At 43.2% G+C, this 19,098-nt stretch carries 15 protein-coding genes; 11 read left to right on the plus strand and 4 right to left on the minus strand.

What is annotated here, in order from left to right:
• Positions 1-6: 6 nt before the first annotated feature.
• Positions 7-2,004 (plus strand): fructose-bisphosphatase class III, encoded by a 1,998-nt coding sequence (locus WKT12_RS14285; protein ID WP_021970907.1) that lies wholly within the window; start codon positions 7-9, stop codon positions 2,002-2,004.
• Positions 2,005-2,198: 194 nt separating this feature from the next.
• Here WKT12_RS14285 and panD read toward each other — a convergent pair whose 3' ends face one another.
• Positions 2,199-2,549: an aspartate 1-decarboxylase gene (panD, locus tag WKT12_RS14290; RefSeq protein WP_021970906.1), complete on the minus strand. Its 351-nt coding sequence runs from the start codon at positions 2,547-2,549 to the stop codon at positions 2,199-2,201.
• Positions 2,550-2,553: 4 nt separating this feature from the next.
• On the minus strand, positions 2,554-3,399 hold the full coding sequence (gene panC / locus WKT12_RS14295; protein ID WP_340320123.1) for a pantoate--beta-alanine ligase: 846 nt from the start codon (positions 3,397-3,399) through the stop codon (positions 2,554-2,556).
• 261 nt (positions 3,400-3,660) lie between these two features.
• Here panC and WKT12_RS14300 point away from each other — a divergent pair, with 261 nt between their 5' ends.
• A complete protein-coding gene (locus WKT12_RS14300) occupies positions 3,661-4,479 on the plus strand; it encodes a glycogen/starch synthase (protein WP_021970903.1) in 819 nt (272 codons plus the stop codon).
• A gap of 32 nt (positions 4,480-4,511) precedes the next feature.
• Positions 4,512-5,960 carry a DUF4270 domain-containing protein gene (locus WKT12_RS14305; RefSeq protein ID WP_340320124.1) on the plus strand — a complete coding sequence of 483 codons (1,449 nt, stop codon included), beginning with the start codon at positions 4,512-4,514 and terminating at the stop codon, positions 5,958-5,960.
• A gap of 570 nt (positions 5,961-6,530) precedes the next feature.
• Here the strand turns inward: WKT12_RS14305 and gap are convergent.
• A complete protein-coding gene (gene gap, locus WKT12_RS14310) occupies positions 6,531-7,541 on the minus strand; it encodes a type I glyceraldehyde-3-phosphate dehydrogenase (RefSeq protein WP_204444500.1) in 1,011 nt (336 codons plus the stop codon).
• An 831-nt stretch (positions 7,542-8,372) separates the two neighbouring features.
• On the opposite strand from gap, the gene guaA reads away from it, so the two are divergent.
• Both guaA and WKT12_RS14320 read left to right on the plus strand, forming a co-directional pair.
• Complete coding sequence (gene guaA, locus WKT12_RS14315) at positions 8,373-9,926, plus strand: glutamine-hydrolyzing GMP synthase (RefSeq protein ID WP_021969927.1); 1,554 nt, start codon at positions 8,373-8,375, stop codon at positions 9,924-9,926.
• A gap of 144 nt (positions 9,927-10,070) precedes the next feature.
• Entirely contained in the window at positions 10,071-10,895 is an 825-nt protein-coding gene (locus WKT12_RS14320; protein WP_340320125.1) for an SGNH/GDSL hydrolase family protein, read from the plus strand.
• A 99-nt stretch (positions 10,896-10,994) separates the two neighbouring features.
• Here the strand turns inward: WKT12_RS14320 and WKT12_RS14325 are convergent, their stop codons facing one another.
• Positions 10,995-11,375, minus strand: coding sequence for a DUF3127 domain-containing protein (locus tag WKT12_RS14325; RefSeq protein ID WP_021969929.1), 381 nt, complete (start codon positions 11,373-11,375; stop codon positions 10,995-10,997).
• A gap of 208 nt (positions 11,376-11,583) precedes the next feature.
• Here WKT12_RS14325 and dnaN point away from each other — a divergent pair, with 208 nt between their 5' ends.
• The 6 genes from dnaN (at position 11,584) to WKT12_RS14355 (ending at position 18,999) form a co-directional block, all read left to right on the plus strand.
• Positions 11,584-12,708: a DNA polymerase III subunit beta gene (dnaN, locus tag WKT12_RS14330; RefSeq protein WP_021969930.1), complete on the plus strand. Its 1,125-nt coding sequence runs from the start codon at positions 11,584-11,586 to the stop codon at positions 12,706-12,708.
• 127 nt (positions 12,709-12,835) lie between these two features.
• Positions 12,836-13,612 carry a 3'-5' exonuclease gene (locus WKT12_RS14335; protein ID WP_021969931.1) on the plus strand — a complete coding sequence of 259 codons (777 nt, stop codon included), beginning with the start codon at positions 12,836-12,838 and terminating at the stop codon, positions 13,610-13,612.
• Between the two features lie 5 nt (positions 13,613-13,617).
• Positions 13,618-14,811 (plus strand): bifunctional phosphopantothenoylcysteine decarboxylase/phosphopantothenate--cysteine ligase CoaBC, encoded by a 1,194-nt coding sequence (gene coaBC / locus WKT12_RS14340; protein WP_340320126.1) that lies wholly within the window; start codon positions 13,618-13,620, stop codon positions 14,809-14,811.
• Between the two features lie 20 nt (positions 14,812-14,831).
• Positions 14,832-16,505 carry a DNA repair protein RecN gene (recN, locus tag WKT12_RS14345; RefSeq protein WP_021969933.1) on the plus strand — a complete coding sequence of 558 codons (1,674 nt, stop codon included), beginning with the start codon at positions 14,832-14,834 and terminating at the stop codon, positions 16,503-16,505.
• 21 nt (positions 16,506-16,526) lie between these two features.
• Complete coding sequence (gene rlmB / locus WKT12_RS14350; protein ID WP_021969934.1) at positions 16,527-17,279, plus strand: 23S rRNA (guanosine(2251)-2'-O)-methyltransferase RlmB; 753 nt, start codon at positions 16,527-16,529, stop codon at positions 17,277-17,279.
• 19 nt (positions 17,280-17,298) lie between these two features.
• Positions 17,299-18,999 carry a tetratricopeptide repeat protein gene (locus tag WKT12_RS14355; RefSeq protein WP_340320127.1) on the plus strand — a complete coding sequence of 567 codons (1,701 nt, stop codon included), beginning with the start codon at positions 17,299-17,301 and terminating at the stop codon, positions 18,997-18,999.
• The last annotated feature ends 99 nt before the right edge of the window (positions 19,000-19,098 follow it).

A 19,098-nucleotide genomic window follows, 5' to 3' on the forward strand; every position in this document is an offset into this window, starting at 1 on the left:
CATAATATGAAAATTTACAAACAAATCACACAGGAAATGATTCAGAAAGATGTCCGCTATCTGGAGCTTCTTTCACACAGCTTTCCCACTATCGCTGCGGCAAGCACTGAAATCATTAACTTGGAAGCAATCATGAATCTACCCAAGGGAACCGAACATTTTCTGGCCGACCTGCACGGAGAATATGAAGCATTTCAGCACGTATTGAGAAATGCTTCCGGAGCTATCAAACGAAAAGTCAATGAGATTTTCGGGAATACGCTACGAGAAATGGAGAAAAAAGAGATTTGTACGCTGATATATTACCCGGAACAGAAACTTCAATTAGTAAAAGAAGTAGAAACAGACTTGGTAGACTGGTATGTCATCACCTTGAACCAACTGGTAAAGATTTGCCAAAACGTTTCGTCCAAATATACTCGTTCGAAAGTACGTAAAGCACTTCCTGAGGAGTTCTCTTACATTATACAAGAGTTACTCCACGAAAGCAGCATGGAGCCGAACAAACAAGCATATATCAATGTCATCATCAGCACAATCATCGATACACACCGTGCCGACGACTTTATTGTTGCAATGTGCAACCTGATACAGCGACTCACAATTGATTCATTGCACATCTTAGGTGATATATTCGACCGTGGTCCTGGTCCACACATCATAATGGATACATTATGCAATTATCATAATTTCGATATCCAGTGGGGCAACCATGATATACTGTGGATGGGAGCTGCTTCAGGTAATGATTGCTGCATAGCCAATGTACTCCGTCTTGCTATGCGATACGGTAATTTATCTGCTTTGGAAGATGGCTACGGTATCAATCTGCTTCCATTAGCTACTTTTGCCATGGAAATGTATGCAGACGATCCATGTAAATGCTTCACCCCAAAAATAGATAAAGAAGTCAGTCCATACAACGAAAAGACAATTCGTTTGATAGCACAAATGCACAAAGCAATCAGCATCATCCAGTTTAAGTTAGAGGCTGCAACCATTCTTCGCCGGCCGGAATTTAAGATGGAAGACCGTTTGCTGTTGGGAAATATCGATTTCGACCGTAAGGTTATCACACTAAACGGAAATGAATATGTGCTGCGCGATGGATTATTCCCAACCGTAGACCCTGCCGATCCCTACAGACTGACAGAAGAAGAAAAAGACATCGTACAGAAACTTCATAATTCATTTACCGGCAGCGAAAAATTACGCACACACATGAAGTGTCTTTTCCGCTATGGCTGTATGTACAATGTATGCAACTCGAACTTATTATTTCATGCCTCCATGCCTCTTAATGAAGACGGCTCACTGAAAGAGATTGAAATATTAGGGAAAAAGTATAAAGGAAAGGCCCTATTAAGCCGGGTAGGTCAACTGATACGTACCGCTTACTTTGCAGAAAACGACAACGAAGAAAAAGCTTTTGCGCTCGATTATGTATGGTATTTATGGTGCGGCAAAGACTCTCCTGCCTTCGACAAGAGCAAAATGGCTACCTTCGAACGTTACTTCCTGGCAGATAAAGAAACCCATAAAGAGGTCAAGGGATTCTACTATACATTACGCGACCGAGAAGATATATGCGACATGATAATGGATGAGTTCGGCGTAGAAGGCGAACATCGCCATATCATCAACGGACACGTACCGGTAAAAGCTGTCAAAGGAGAGAAACCTATCAAAGCCAACGGCAAACTAATGGTTATAGACGGCGGCTTTTCTAAAGCATACCAACCCGAAACAGGTATTGCAGGATATACACTGGTTTATCACTCACGTGGTTTCCAACTGGTTCAACACGAACCATTCACTTCGACTCAAAAGGCAATAGAAGAAGGATTAGACATTAAATCGACAACACAAATTGTCGAAATGAGTAGTAAACGTATGATGGTGAAAGATACGGACAAAGGAAAAGAGTTAAGTATTCAGATAGAAGACTTAAAAAAACTGCTTGTTGCCTATCGCACCGGTATTATCAAAGAAAAGTCATTATAGCCTTTAGTTTACTAAAAGTAAACGTACCAAGAAAAAAAAGAACCATGTTCTATTCAACGACAATTGAGTAAAACATGGTTCTTTCTTTTTACCGATTATTAATCTTTTACATATTCAAAGGCCGAATTGTCAATACGGGACAAGACATACCCATCTCCATGAAAAGAAAATAGATACGACAAAGCAAATAGATTTTACACTATTTTGTTAGTCACCGTATCAGGAAATATCACTGTCGGCTTAAAAGTCTTAGCTTCTTCAAAGTCCATAAGAGCATACGACATAATAATAACTACATCTCCGACCTGCACCTTACGGGCTGCTGCTCCATTCAAGCAAATACATCCGGAGCCACGTTCTCCCTTTATAATATAGGTTTCAAAACGCTCTCCATTGTTATTGTCTACTATCTGAACTTTTTCTCCTGCAATCATATTGGCAGCATCCATAAGATCTTCATCAATAGTGATGCTTCCCATATAGTTCAGATTAGCTTCGGTTACAGTCACACAGTGAATTTTCGATTTCAGCACTTCTATCATCATGACCTTACTCCTTATATTTTATATTATCTATCAAGCGGACTTCGCCACAGAAAACAGTAATGCATCCCACAATATAATTGCTGGCATCCCATGTATTTACTGTTTGCAATGAGGTTCCATCTACAATCTCAAAATATTCCAGTCTTAAGCCATCCGACTCCGCAATCTTTGTTTCCACAAATGTTTTTGTTTCAGCAAGAGTATGTGTCTTGGCATATTCCACACTGGCAAACAAAGTTTTTGATATTTGCAAAGCCTGTACACGTTGAGCTGCACTCAAACGCGCATTACGGCTACTCAAGGCCAGTCCGTCCGCTTCACGCACAATCGGGCAACCCACTATCTCAAGATTGAAAGGATATTTGCGTACCATCTCGCGGATAATTGCCAATTGCTGAAAATCCTTCTCACCAAAGTAAGCGCGTGTAGGCTCTACAATCAGGAAAAGTTTACTTACAATCTGGCAAACTCCATTAAAGTGCCCCGGACGATACTTACCTTCCATTACCGTATCAAGCGGCGCATAGCTGAACTGACGAGTGTCCGGCTCCGGATAAATCTCCTCTACCGACGGAGCAAACACAAACGAAGCTCCGCATGCTTCCAGCAATTTACAGTCAGCATCCAGCGTACGCGGATATTTCACTAAATCATTTTTGTCGTTAAACTGAGTGGGATTCACAAAATCGCTCACTACCACAACATCATTTTCGGCAACAGCACGTTTTACAAGCGAAGCGTGACCTGCATGCAAGGCCCCCATAGTAGGCACCAATCCGATGGTCTTTCCTTCCTTACGAAGTGAATCCAACTCCGTACGAAGTTCTTGAATAGTTTGAATTAGCTTCATTTTCTTTGATTATTAAACCAATAGTTTTCCAAAATCGGGTGCAAAGTAACCATATTTTTACCACATAATAAAACAGATTGATAAAAAACAGCAAAGTTTTTTATCCAAGAGTTGATTGCCTGACGAAATAGTTTCATTTGCAACACGTTATTTTACAAGTCGTTAACAAACTATAAGGAATAAATAACGGAGGGTACTTGCCTTTCTCGTCCATTTTTTTTATATCTTTGCAAAATGTTTATGAGCAACTAATAAAATAACATGAGCGCGAAAAAAGTATTATTCATTACACAAGAAATTACCCCTTACGTACCCGAAAGTGAATTATCTCTAATCGGTCAAAACTTGCCACAAGCTATTCAAGACAAAGGACGTGAAATTCGTACATTTATGCCTAAATGGGGAAATGTAAACGAACGCCGTAACCAGCTACACGAAGTCATCCGCCTATCAGGAATGAACATCATCATCGATGATACAGACCATCCTTTGATCATCAAGGTAGCTTCTATTCAGGCAGCACGCCGTCAGGTTTACTTCATCGATAACGATGATTATTTTCAGCACCGCCTGATGACTACCGACGAAGAGGGTAAGGAATATGAAGACAACGGCGAGCGTGCTATTTTTTATGCCCGCGGCGTACTGGAAACCGTCAAGAAGCTTCGCTGGTGTCCAGATATAATCCACTGCCACGGATGGATGAGCGCAGTAGTTCCTTTGTTCATCAAAAAGGCATATTACGACGAACCGTCATTCAGAGATTCCAAAGTAATCTTTTCGGTTTACGGCGACGGATTTAAATCGAATCTTGTACCAAACTTTAAAGAACAAATTTTATTCAGAGATATTACTCCTGAAGATTTGAACATGATAAGCGACCCTGTCAATTATGACGAGTTGTGCAAGCTTGCCATCACCTATTCCGACGGAGTTGTGCAAAACAGCGAAAATGTAAATCCGGCAATTATGGACTATGCACGCAGTCTAAATATTCCGGTAGTCGACTATCAACCCGAAGATACTTATGCCGATGCATGCAATGCTTTATACGACAAAGTATGGGAAGATGCCGAATAAAACCTCTAAACGTACAAAATTAATTTGAAACAATGAAACTCAAGTTCTTGGTAGCATTAGGTATTGCCGCCACACTCTACAGTTGTGATGATGAAACGACGGGGATCGGTCAATTCGTGGCCGATGCCGATATGATTCCAGCAAAAGCAGATTCGTACGTAATCGAGACCGAATCTCATCTTCTGGACTCCGTATATTCACGTTCAAGCACAGCTTATCTGGGAAAATTTACAGACAAAGATTATGGAACTTTCAGTTCTGATTTTCTTGTCCAGATAAATTGTCCTGAAAATTTCATCTTGCCCGACAGAATAGAAGAAATCAAGACTGCCAAACTGGGATTGTATTACACAAGCTATTTCGGAGACTCTCTGGCCAGTCTTCGTGTACAAGTAGACCCTCTGACTAAGGCTATCAAAGACGACGGTACAGATAAAGCTTTATATTACAGCAATCTTGACCCGACAGCATATTACGATCAGAATGCCTCCCCCCTGGCTATAAAAGACTATTCGGCATACGACCGTACAATCTCCGACTCAGTCAGAAGTGAAGACGGATATTATCCGAATGTTTCTATCGACCTGGGAACTGATTTCTGCAAGAATTTTCTGGAGAAATACAATTATACAGAAACCGTAAACGGCAAAACAGTACATCCCTACTTCAAGGATTCTGAATCATTCATCAACAATGTTCTGAAAGGATTCTATATACATACTACCAGCGGTGAAGGTTCTATTCTTTACATATCCGACATCTATTTGCATCTGACTATTGCTTATTGGACAAAGACATCGGAAGACAAAGATACACTTGTACACACAATCGTGCCCATGTCGTCTACCAAAGAAGTATTCATGTCGACTCGTTTTAAGAACTCCGGCATGAAAGAACTGGTAAATGACGCCAAATGTACCTACCTGAAAACTCCGGCAGGTCTTTGTACAGAGGTAACTCTACCAATCGAAGAAATGTATGAAGTCCATAAAAACGATACGCTAAACTCAATATCCGTTTCATTCCAGAAACTGAAAGACCAGAGTGACAGCCCGTTCAAGATGGGAACTCCCAGTACCCTGCTCATGGTACGAAAGGACGAGATGAAAGATTTCTTCGAAAACAATAAGGTATATGATAATAAAACCACATTCCTTTCTACATATAATTCCAGCTCAAATTCATACGAGTTCTCTAAACTGAACCGTCTGATATCTTATATTTTCAGTGAAATCAGACCTGAAATTGAAAAGGGAGAAAGTGAGTGGAACAAATGGAAAAGCGAACATAAAGACTACAATAAGCTGCTCCTTGTTCCTGTAACCACAGAAAGCGACTCACAAGGCAATATAATAGGTGTAGAAAATGACTTGAATGTGAACTCCGCAATGCTCGTAGGAGGAAAAGACTTAAATAATTCTTCAGACGAGAGTCAGCGAATAAAGATGAGCATCATCTATACAAATCCGGTACAGAGATAAAGCAATACCGCTCTTACCTAAGGACATATTTCTATCCTGAATATATCTTCTGAAAAAGATATATTCAGGATATTTTTTATCCATATCTTCTTCCAATCTCACCCAAAGAGTCTTCCCTTACCTCACAACAAGCTTTTCCAATACAACAAAGCAAACACAAACAACAGCCTAACACTTCTCTACCCAGACGCCTTCTCATCTGCCTCCAAGACATTCCCTAATCTGGCCACTTTCAACAATACAGTTCCTTCATTATCGCCCAGTCCGAGCCAACTATTCACCAAAGACAAATCCTTTTTATAGCCTCAACATCGAAATCCCTCAACAGCAAATACAATTCCTTGCCTCAGCAAGAAATAACAACACGCGCCAAAGCTACTTCCTCTCTGATACGAGCCAAGCACCCACACCCCTCTACTTCCACCCAAAAGACAGCTCTGACAAGGCAAACAAAAGTACAAGCAACTATAAAATACCCAAACCCCCCTATCAAAAAGCCTACAGATATAAAAATAAAAAAGCCGCCCGGGTAAAAACCGAGCGGCTCCGCTATATGGTTATTTTAACTGATTAGCAGTTTACAGAAGCCATGTGAGCGATCAGATCCAATACTTTGTTAGAGTAACCGATTTCGTTGTCATACCAAGAAACAACCTTAACGAAAGTATCAGTCAAAGCGATACCAGCTTTAGCATCGAAGATAGAAGTGTGAGTGTCACCCAAGAAGTCAGAAGAAACAACTGCATCTTCAGTGTAACCCAGGATACCCTTCAATTCGCCTTCAGAAGCTTCCTTCATAGCAGCGCAGATTTCAGCGTAAGTAGCCGGTTTAGCCAAGTTAACAGTCAAGTCAACTACAGATACGTCCAAAGTCGGAACACGCATAGACATACCAGTCAGTTTACCGTTCAAAGCCGGGATAACTTTACCTACAGCCTTAGCAGCACCAGTTGAAGACGGGATGATGTTACCAGAAGCAGCACGACCACCTCTCCAGTCTTTCATAGAAGGACCGTCAACAGTTTTCTGAGTAGCAGTAGTTGAGTGAACTGTAGTCATCAAACCATCAGTGATACCCCATTTGTCGTTCAAAACCTTAGCGATAGGAGCCAAGCAGTTAGTAGTACAAGAAGCGTTAGAAACGAACTGAGTACCTTTAACGTAAGTCTTTTCGTTAACACCGCAAACGAACATCGGAGTGTCATCCTTAGAAGGAGCTGACATTACAACATATTTAGCACCAGCTTCGATGTGAGCCTGAGCTTTTTCTTTAGTCAAGAACAAACCAGTAGATTCTACTACGTATTCAGCACCTACTTCGTTCCAAGCCAATTCTTTAGGATCTTTGCAAGCTGTTACACGGATTTCTTTGCCATTAACAATCAATTTGCTGTTTTCAACGTCTGCTTCGATAGTTCCGTTGAATTTACCGTGCATTGTATCATATTTCAACATGTAAGCCAAGTAATCAACCGGGCACAAGTCGTTAATACCTACGATCTGGATATCGTTTCTGTTTTGAGCTGCGCGGAATACGAAACGGCCGATACGACCGAAACCGTTAATACCTACTTTAATCATTTTGTTTAAATTTTAAAGGTTTTATAATTCAATTTTAAAACACTCGCTTTTTTAAATCTCAGCCCTCAGGTATTCAGGATTTATCCACCCCTTCTTTCCTGATTGCGTTGCAAAAATAAGAATTTCTTTTTGAACTTGGGCACGAAAAGTATTAAAATTAAGAAAAAATCGATTTGTTTTTTCAGTAATTTTCATGGAAAGCTTTGTTGCAAACTCCGTTTCATGTCATTTTGCAATCCGTACTTTACACGTAGATTGTTTTCACACCATGCAATACTCCTTTCTGTCCTTCGGGACAAACACCAACCTCTTCCCAGCCTTTATTGCAATCGGTCTACGAATTGCTTTCCATTCTCCTTTATATATTAAGTAACCATTTCGTCTGCCTTACCCAGCAGCGTTTTTCCCGATATGCGTTCTGCCCGTTTCGCTATCTATAATATATAAGGAGAATATTCCTGCAAAGCTTTCCAGACAATAAAACAACTCAAAAGGCAACTAAAAAGGAATAGCATTTCCGGGAAAACAGAGTACAACAAACGGAAAATGCATTATGCAAAAAGGCCGGAGAAAACACACAGACACGTGCGGCAACTGGCATAAGCAAGTTCTGTACAAGGCCATCTTTACAGAAAGACATCCTGACATCATTCAGAACCAGTCCAGAAGTGACAAATAAAATTTGTACAAAAGATTTTATTTTCTGTACAAAAAATAAAAAAACGTCGAGACATTTTTGGCGAAAGATGCCCACGTTTTCCGAAGCACTTGTAGCATTTATAAAAAAATATGAGTATCTTTGCACGCATAGAAAATTTTACAGAATAAAATATGCAGGAAAAAATCATTATTCTCGACTTTGGTTCACAGACCACGCAGCTCATCGGCCGCCGCGTACGCGAACTGAACATGTATTGCGAGATTGTTCCCTACAACAAGTTTCCCCACAATGATCCGTCGGTTATCGGTGTCATCCTCTCAGGAAGCCCCTTCTCTGTATACGATGAAAAGGCCTTCAAAGTTGATTTGACCGATATTCGCGGCAAATATCCTATCTTGGGTATCTGCTACGGCGCACAGTTCATGGCGTATACCAACGGAGGTAAAGTTGAACCTGCCAACACACGTGAATACGGACGTGCACATCTGGCCAAGTTCGACCACGAGAACCCGTTGTTGAAAGGCATCCGCGAAAACTCTCAGGTGTGGATGAGCCACGGAGATACCATTACAGCTATCCCCGAAAATTTTGAAATCATTGCCTCTACCGACAAGGTTGCAGTAGCAGCTTATCAGGCAAAAGGTGAAAAGCTCTGGGGCGTACAGTTCCATCCGGAAGTATTCCATACAGAAGATGGTACACAGTTGCTGAAGAACTTCGTAGTAGATATCTGTGGAGGTAAGCAGGACTGGAGTGCTGCATCGTTCATCGAAACGACTGTTGCCGAGTTGAAAAAGCAACTGGGTGACGACAAAGTTGTTCTTGGACTGAGCGGCGGTGTAGACTCATCGGTAGCAGCCGTACTGCTGAACAAGGCTATCGGCAAGAACCTGACTTGTATTTTCGTAGACCACGGCATGCTGCGTAAGAACGAATTCAAGAACGTTCTTCACGACTATGAATGTCTGGGCCTGAACGTTATCGGCGTAGATGCCAGCGAAAAGTTCTTCAGCGAACTGGCAGGCGTAACCGAACCGGAACGCAAGCGTAAGATTATCGGTAAAGGCTTCATCGACGTATTCGACGAAGAAGCTCACAAAATAAAAGACGTGAAATGGCTGGCTCAGGGTACTATTTACCCAGACTGCATCGAGTCTTTGTCTATTACAGGAACTGTTATCAAGAGTCATCACAATGTTGGTGGTCTGCCCGAAAAGATGGACCTGAAACTTTGCGAACCTCTCCGCCTGTTGTTCAAGGATGAAGTACGCCGTGTAGGTCGCGAGCTGGGTATGCCGGAACACCTCATTACCCGCCATCCGTTCCCGGGACCGGGACTTGCCGTACGTATTCTGGGCGATATTACACGCGAAAAGGTACGTATCCTGCAAGATGCTGACGATATCTTCATTCAGGGCTTGCGCGACTGGAAGGTTACCGACGCCAACGGCAATGAAACTTCGCTTTACCATCAGGTATGGCAGGCTGGAGTTATCTTGCTTCCGGTACAGAGCGTAGGTGTTATGGGTGACGAACGTACTTACGAACGTGCCGTTGCTTTGCGTGCCGTTACAAGTACCGATGCCATGACAGCCGACTGGGCTCATCTGCCTTATGAGTTTATGGCAAAGGTTTCGAACGACATCATCAACAAGGTAAAAGGCGTAAACCGCGTTTGCTACGATATTTCTTCAAAACCACCCGCCACAATCGAGTGGGAATAAAAGAATAAAACCACTTTCAGAAGGAGGCACAGACTACATGGGCTACCGGAATCAAAGCCGGTATGTTATCCCGTGTTATCTGTGCCTTATTTTCATTCCTTATCCAAAACACAAAGAAATACAAATATCATGTACACAAAATATATGGCATGCTTACTTTCGGGATTCCTTCTCTCCTCTCAGACGATTCCCGGCATGGCAACGACAAATGAGCCCGAAGCAACAGAATGCATCCGGCAAAATCAATGGAACGGAAAAAAAGTCGCCTTTCTGGGTGACTCTATCACCGACAAGATACACGTAGGAACCACCAAAAATTACTGGCAGTACCTGGCCGAAATGCTGGGACTCGAGCCATTGGTGTACGGCATCAACGGCAATCAGTGGAACGGTATCTTGAAACAAGCTCAAAAGCTGAAAGCAGACGTTGGGGATGACGTAGACGCCATCATTATTTTTGCCGGAACAAACGATTATAATGCCGGAGTACCTTTAGGAGAATGGTACACGTTCAATTACGAAGAAACGACCGTAAAAGGCGGAGGCAAGGAAGTACGCAAGAAACGCAGCGCCGACCTGAATAGCAACACGTTCAGGGGACGAATCAACGAGGCACTAAGTTACCTGAAGCAGAACTTCCCGACCAAACAAATCATCCTGCTGACACCGATACACCGTGCACAGGCCCGCTTCAGCAACAACAACATTCAGCCGGAAGAAGCGTTTCCCAACAAGCTGGGCCTCTACGTAGACGAATATGTAAACGTGATAAAGGAAGCCGGAAACGTATGGGCTGTTCCGGTAATCGACCTGAACAGTATCTGCGGACTCTACCCGATGTTTGATGAGCATTCTCAATATTTTCACGATGCGACGACCGACCGCCTGCATCCGAATGCCAACGGACACTACCGTATGGCAAAAGCCATCATGTATCAGTTACTTGCATATCCAGCCGATTTCAAATAATCGTCGGATGCATATATTTACAAACAACGAACCCGTACAGGCGTATATTGGAAAACAACCTGCACGGGTCCGGTATTATTTCATCTGCCAGCAGAAAAATCAGAAAGGCAGATCGTCTTTTTCGTCCGAAGCCGCAAAATCTACGGGAGCAGCCGGAGCTGCGTTCATCGGCGGGAAAGGAGCATCCATCGGCGGCATCTGCTGAGCAGCACCTACACGTTCTACCTTCCACGCACGGATACTGTTGAACCAACGTCCCTGCCATTCGCGTGCATCAATATCGAAGAAGACATTCAATTCCTCCCCTACCTGAATATTGAACTGCTGTATCTTGTCTGCGCCAAACACATCGAAGCACATCCGGCGAGGATACTGATCGTGAGTTTCGATGACATATTCCTGCACCTTCCATTCATTACCATTCTTTGAAACACCACCTCTGGGCTCAAGAACTGCTATCACTTTTCCTGCTAATTCCATATTTTTAGTTTTTAAATCGGTCACGAAATTACGCTTTTCTGAACAAGTAAACTAATTTTTACCCTCTTTTTTGCGATGCTTCTACAATCTTTTCGTAACTTTGGCAAGATAAACAGCATGCAACAAAGCGTGTTATCTTCCCGACGGCAGAGCCCGTTGCAGAAGTATCTGATGATATAACTAGAAAATAATTAATATAAGAAAGACCATGAAATTTATTGTTTCAAGTACAGCCTTATTCAGCCACTTACAGGCTATCAGTCGTGTTATCAACTCAAAGAATTCCTTACCGATACTTGACTGTTTCCTTCTGGAGTTGCAGGACGGAACACTGTCGATGACTGCGTCCGACAATGAAACCACATTGTCGACTTCCATCGAAGTCAACGAGTTCGACGGCGACGGACGTCTGGCCGTTTCTTCCAAGACCTTGCTGGAAGCCCTGAAAGAAATTCCGGAACAGCCTTTGAGTTTCCAGATAAACCCCAGCAATCTGGAGATTACTGTACAATACCAGAACGGTAAATATAGCTTAATGGGACAAAATGCTGACGAATATCCGCAGACTCAGGAACTGGGCAGCAATGCAGTTCAGGTAAACATGCCGGCCGATGTACTGATGGGTGGCGTGAACCGCTGTATCTTCGCAACTGCCGACGACGAATTACGCCCGGTAATGAACGGTATTTATTTCGACATAACTCCGGAAGACATCACTCTTGTAGCGTCCGACGGTCATAAACTGGTACGCTGCAAGACTTTTGCTGCGCACAGCGACGAGAAAGCTGCATTCATCCTGCCCAAGAAGCCGGCAAACTTGCTGAAGAACTTACTGCCGAAAGAACAAGGTGACGTACAAATCGGATTCGACGACCGTAACGCTTCGTTTACACTGGAAAATTACCGCATGGTCTGCCGCCTGATAGAAGGCCGTTATCCGAACTACAATTCGGTCATTCCTCAGAACAATCCGCACAAGGCTATCATCGATCGTGCTTCGTTTATCAGCGCACTTCGCCGTGTGTCGGTATTCTCTTCACAGGCAAGCAGCCTGATTAAGCTGAGTCTGTCGGAAAACCAGATGAAGATTTCTGCACAGGACATCGACTTCTCTACTTCGGCCGAAGAAACCATTATCTGCCAATACGAAGGAAATGCCATGAGCATCGGATTCAAGTCTTCTTTCCTGATCGACATCCTGAACAACCTCTCATCACAGAATGTGGTAATCGAACTGGCAGATCCGTCACGCGCAGGAGTCATCGTTCCGGAAGAACAGGAAGAAAACGAAGACATCCTCATGCTGCTGATGCCAATGATGCTGAACGATTGATAAAAAACAAACAAAGTCGGCCTGCCCTTCTCATTGGCGAAAGACTCCGCATATCGGATTTGTCCACCCGGCAATGAGAAGAGTTCACCGAAAAGACAGGCAGTGCCGAAACAAATATTTCTATTTTATGAAACTGAATTTAAAGAATCCCCTGATTTTCTTCGATCTGGAAACCACGGGAACAAATATAAATACTGACCGTATCGTCGAAATCTGTTACCTGAAAGTTTATCCAAACGGAAACGAAGAAAGTAAGACCATGCGTATCAACCCGGAAATGCACATTCCGGAAGCCTCTACAGCTATACATGGCATACACGACGAGGATGTGGCAGACTGTCCGACATTCAAGGAAGTAGCCAAGGATATTGCCCGTGATCTGGAGGGAGCAGATATTGCCGGATTCAATTCCAATCGTTTCGATGTGCCCGTGCTGGTAGAAGAATTTCTGCGTGCCGGCATTGATATAGACCTGACTAAGCGCAAGTTTATCGACGTCCAGGTTATCTATCACAAGCTGGAACAGCGTACACTTTCGGCTGCCTACAAGTTCTACTGCGGCAAGAATCTGGAAGACGCTCACACCGCAGAAGCTGATACACGCGCTACATATGAAGTACTGAAGGCTCAACTCGACCGTTATCCCGATGTACTGGAAAACGACATCAAGTTTTTGTCCGATTATTCTACTTACAGCAAAAATGTAGATTTTGCAGGACGCATTGTATTCGACGATAATGGCGTGGAAGTCTTCAACTTTGGTAAATACAAAGGTATACCGGTAGCCGAAGTTCTGCAACGTGATCCGGGGTATTATGGCTGGATCCTGAACGGAGATTTTACACTGAATACTAAAAATGTACTGACTAAAATCAGATTGCGCGAAAGCGGATTGGTGAAATAAACAGAATGAAAGGGAAAAAAATAGTATTGGGCATTACGGGAAGTATTGCCGCCTACAAGGCAGCCGTGCTTACACGCCTCCTGATAAAAAAAGGTGCAGAGGTACAAATCGTCATCACTCCTGCCGGAAAAGAATTCATTACTCCTATTACACTTTCGGCGCTGACCAGCAAGCCTGTCATCAGCGAGTTTTTCTCGCAGCGCGACGGAACATGGCACAGTCACGTAGATCTGGGATTATGGGCTGATGCTATGGTTATAGCTCCTGCTACTGCTTCAACCATCGGTAAGATGGCACACGGGATAGCCGATAATATGCTGGTTACTACTTACCTTTCTATGAAAGCTCCCGTGTTCGTGGCTCCGGCAATGGACCTGGATATGTTTGCTCATCCTTCTACACAGCATAACCTCGATATTCTCCGTTCGTACGGAAATCACATCATCGAACCGGCTTCGGGCGAGCTTGCCAGTCACTTGGTGGGAAAAGGAAGAATGGAAGAGCCGGAAAAGATTGTGGAGGTACTGGAGACTTTCTTTGCCCGACAGGAGGACCTGAAAGGCAAAAAGGTAATGATTACCGCTGGCCCGACTTACGAAAAGATAGATCCGGTACGTTTTATCGGAAACTATTCTTCGGGAAAGATGGGCTATGCGCTGGCAGAGGTCTGTGCCGAACGTGGTGCAGAAGTCACACTTATTAGCGGACCGGTAAACATGAAGGCCGTACATCCGCGCATCCATCGGATAGAGGTGGAAAGTGCAGAACAGATGTATCTTGCTGCAAAAGAGGCATATGCCGGAGCAGATGCTGGTATTCTGTGCGCAGCAGTAGCCGACTTTACACCGGAACAGACTGCCGACCACAAGATCAAACGTGAAAAAGAAGATCTGGTTCTACGTCTGAAACCGACTCAGGATATCGCAGCAGCACTGGGCAAGGAAAAGAAACCGCATCAATGTCTGGTTGGCTTTGCTCTGGAAACCAACGATGAAGTGCAGCATGCTCAGGACAAGCTGGAACGGAAGAACTTCGATTTCATTGTACTCAACTCGCTGAACGACAAAGGTGCCGGTTTCCGTTGTGATACCAATAAAATCACGATTATCGACCGACAGGGAAAAACGCCTTATCCCCTGAAGGGAAAGAAGGAAGTGGCGGAAGATATCATCGATAAACTTGCTGCCATACTCCATTAAGTAAACCGAAAGGAATACGTATGTTACAGTCTATTTATATACAGAACTATGCATTGATCGACAAGCTGGACATTGACTTTTCATCCGGCTTTTCGGTCATTACAGGCGAAACGGGAGCCGGAAAATCTATCATTCTGGGGGCGATTGGTCTACTATTGGGCCAGCGTGCCGATGTAAAAGCTATCAAGAACGGAGCATCCAAATGTATTGTCGAAGCCCGGTTCCGCATTTCCAGCTATGGCATGGAATCTTTTTTTGCCGAAAACGACATCGAATATGATCCCGAAGAATGTATTCTGCGACGGGAGGTTTCGGCAAACGGAAAGAGTCGTGCTTTCATAAACGATACTCCAGCCTCACTGGCTCAGATGAAAGTTCTGGGAGAGAAACTGATTGATGTACATAGTCAACATCAGAACCTGCTACTCAACAAAGAGGGTTTCCAGTTGAATATACTGGATATTCTGGCGCAGGATGATAAACAACTTGCCCAGTACCAGCAAGTATATGCAGACTACAGGCAGGTATGCCGTGAACTGGAAGATTTTATCGAACAGGCAGAGAAAAGCCGCAAGGATGAAGATTACATTCGTTTCCAGCTGGAACAACTGGAAGAAGCTAATCTGAAAGAAGGAGAACAGAGTGAGCTGGAACAGGAAGCTGAAACCTTGAGCCATGCAGAAGATATCAAAGCTGGACTGTACAAGGCAGAACAGTTGATAGACGGTGAAGAAGGTGGAGCGCTTTCACAGACTAAGGAATGTATGCAAACCTTGCAGAACATCGCACGTGTATATGCTCCGGCTGCAGAATGGACTGAACGGCTGAACAGTTGCTACATCGAACTGAAAGATATAGCACACGACCTGGCAGGAGCCGAAGAGGAAATCGAGTTCAATCCTTCACGACTGGATTATGTAAACGAACGATTGAACCAGATTTACAGCCTTCAGCAAAAGCACAAAGTCGATTCGGTGGAAGCACTTATCGAGCTGACAGACAATTACCGCAAGCAACTGAATGCCATTACTTCCTTCGATGACCGTATTGCTGAGCTAAACAATCACAAAGCACAGTTGTATGATGAGGTACTGAAACAGGCTTCACTACTGACCGGACTCCGTACAACATCTGCACGCCATATAGAGGAGCACATGAAGTCATTGCTCGTTCCATTAGGAATGCCCAATGTACGCTTTGCCGTAGAACTGACTCCACGTAAGGAACCGGATGCCAAAGGAATGGATAGTGTAACATTTCTTTTTTCTGCCAACAAAAACGGGACATTGCAGAATGTGGCCTCCATTGCTTCAGGAGGAGAAATTGCTCGTGTCATGCTTTCACTGAAAGCCATGATTGCCGGAGCAGTGAAGCTTCCAACTATAATATTCGATGAAATCGACACTGGAGTATCTGGTTCGATTGCAGAAAAGATGGCACTTATCATGCAGGATATGGGACGCCAGAACCGTCAGGTTATCAGTATAACTCATCTGCCACAGATTGCGGCACGAGGCACTTCCCATTACAAGGTGTATAAAGAGGATACCGAAACGGGGACTAACAGCCATATCCGACTGCTTACACAGGAAGAACGTGTACAGGAGATTGCCAATATGCTGAGTGGAAGCACACTTACAGAAGCGGCACTGAACAATGCTCGTGCGCTACTGGAAGGAAACTCAAGTCTTTAAAAAAAACGAAAATAAAAAGATATGATTGAAAAAAATGAAATGATATTCGGCGTAAGAGCCGTCATAGAGGCCATACAGGCAGGTAAGGAAATAGATAAAGTACTGGTGAAAAAAGACATTCAGAGTGATCTCTCGAAAGAACTCTTTGCCGTACTGAAAGATACATTTATCCCTGTACAGCGTGTCCCTGTGGAACGCATCAACCGTATCACGAAAAAGAATCATCAGGGAGTAATAGCATTTATCTCTCCTATCACCTATCAACGTACGGAGGACATCGTACCTTTCCTCTTCGAACAAGGAAAGAACCCGCTGCTGATTATGCTGGACGGGCTTACTGACGTACGAAACTTTGGAGCTATCGCACGTACCTGTGAATGTGCCGGAGTCGATGCTATCATTATCCCTTCGAAAAATAGTGTCAGTGTAAATGCCGATGCCATCAAGACTTCTGCCGGTGCATTGCACACCATCCCTGTATGCCGTGAGAATAATCTTACCAATACGATTAAGTTCCTGAAAGAAAGCGGATTCAAAATTGTTGCTGCAACCGAAAAAGGCGACTACGATTACACCAAGGCAACTTATACAGATCCTACTTGTATCATCATGGGAGCAGAAGATACGGGAGTACCTTACGAACATCTTGCTTTATGCGATGAATGGATTAAGATTCCACTGTTCGGCTCCATCGAGTCACTTAACGTATCAGTTGCAGCAGGTATCCTTATCTACGAAGCTATCAAGCAGCGTGGATTCACAAATGAAGAATAAAACATAAACGTAAAAGTACATGAAAAAGACAATACTTATATTAGCTTGTGGAATGTCATTCCTTACGGGATTTTCACAAGAGCTTCCCAAATGGGCAAGCAAAGCCAGAAAAGCGGTCTTTTCTGTTATAACTTATAACAAAGAGAACCAAATATTAAATACGGGAAACGGATTCTATATCGACGAACAAGGAACTGCCGTATCTGATTATACACTCTTCAAAGGAGCAGATCATGCAGTCATCGTAACAGCAGACGGTAAAGAGCTACCCGTAAAATATATTATGGGAGCAAACGATATTTACGATGTTGTTAAGTTCAAAACTGAATTTGACAAAAAGGCTGCCGCACTTCAACCTGCTTCACAGACCGCGACACTGGGTGAAACAGTTTATTTGCTTCCATACTCCACTCAAAAATCGGCCGATGGACAAAATGGTACAATAGCCAAAATTGATACGATAGGCAACAATTCTTTCTACTATACGCTGAATATGCAAACTACAGACAAAACAGTAAGCTGTCCAGTAATGAATGCAAACGGAGAAGTTCTGGGGTTAATCCAGAAAAATTCTGATCCGGAAAGTAAGGAAAGTTATGCCATCGGAGTTACCTATGCATCTTCTCTTTCGATTAGTGCCCTATCGGTAAACGATCTTACTCTTAAGTCTATTGGCATAAAGAAAGGGCTTCCTGAGGATGAATCTCAGGCATTGGTATACCTCTATATGGCAGCATCTACACTCGACCGTGACAGCTATCTGAACCTGTTGAACGATTTTATTGCCAAATACCCGGAAAATCAGGAAGGATATCTGCGTCGGGCTACTTGTTATATGAATTACGGTGATGATGCTCACAATGCTCTGGCAACCGAGGACATGAACAAAATGCTTGATTTATCGAAGCAAAAGGATGATGCTCACTATAATATTTCTAAACTGATTTACAGTTATCAGTTGAATAAAGGAGATAAACCTACTTATGCCGACTGGACTTTCGACCGTGCACTAAATGAAATCAATGAGGCTATCCAAATAGCTCAGCAACCTATATACTATCAAGTACAAGGAGATATTTATTTCGCCATGCAGAAATATGCAGAAGCCTTTACGGCTTACGACAAGGTAAACAAGAGCCCGCTTGCTTCCGCTGCAACATTCTATTCGAGCGCTAAAGCCAAAGACTTGATGGAAGGAGTAGACAAAAAGGAAGTTGTTGCCCTAATGGATAGTGCCGTTGCACGATTTAATAAGCCTTATGGAGAAGATGCAGCTCCTTATTTGTATGAACGCGCAGGTGCAAAAATTGCAATAGAGGATTATCGAGGAGCGGTAGCAGACTATAATGACTTTTACGATGCCATGCTGGGACAAGTTTCTGCTGAATTTTATCTCACTCGTATGCAAGCTGAAATGCAATGCCGCATGTACCAGCAAGCAATTGATGACATAAACAAAGCTGTAGAATTAGATCCGAACAATGTTAATTACTGGGTAGAAAAAGGAGGTGTATGTTTACGTGTCAATCAAGTAGAAGAAGCTATTCAAGCACTTGAGAAGGCTATATCCATCGATCCTCAAAATGCACCGGCATACCGTATGTTAGGGTATATCCAAGTTCAACAGAAACAAATGGAAAAGGGAATCTCAAATTTGCAAAAAGCAAGAGACTTGGGTGACGAAGTAGCAATCGGATTACTTGAAAAATATAATAAATAAAGATAACGATGTCATCAACACCATACGGAGTCTGATGAAAAAGGGACATTCAGTAAATAAAATAAAATTAGCCAACTAATTCATACACAAAGTGTTGCG

Source organism: Phocaeicola sp. HCN-6420, from assembly GCF_037890145.1.
Lineage (GTDB): Bacteria > Bacteroidota > Bacteroidia > Bacteroidales > Bacteroidaceae > Phocaeicola.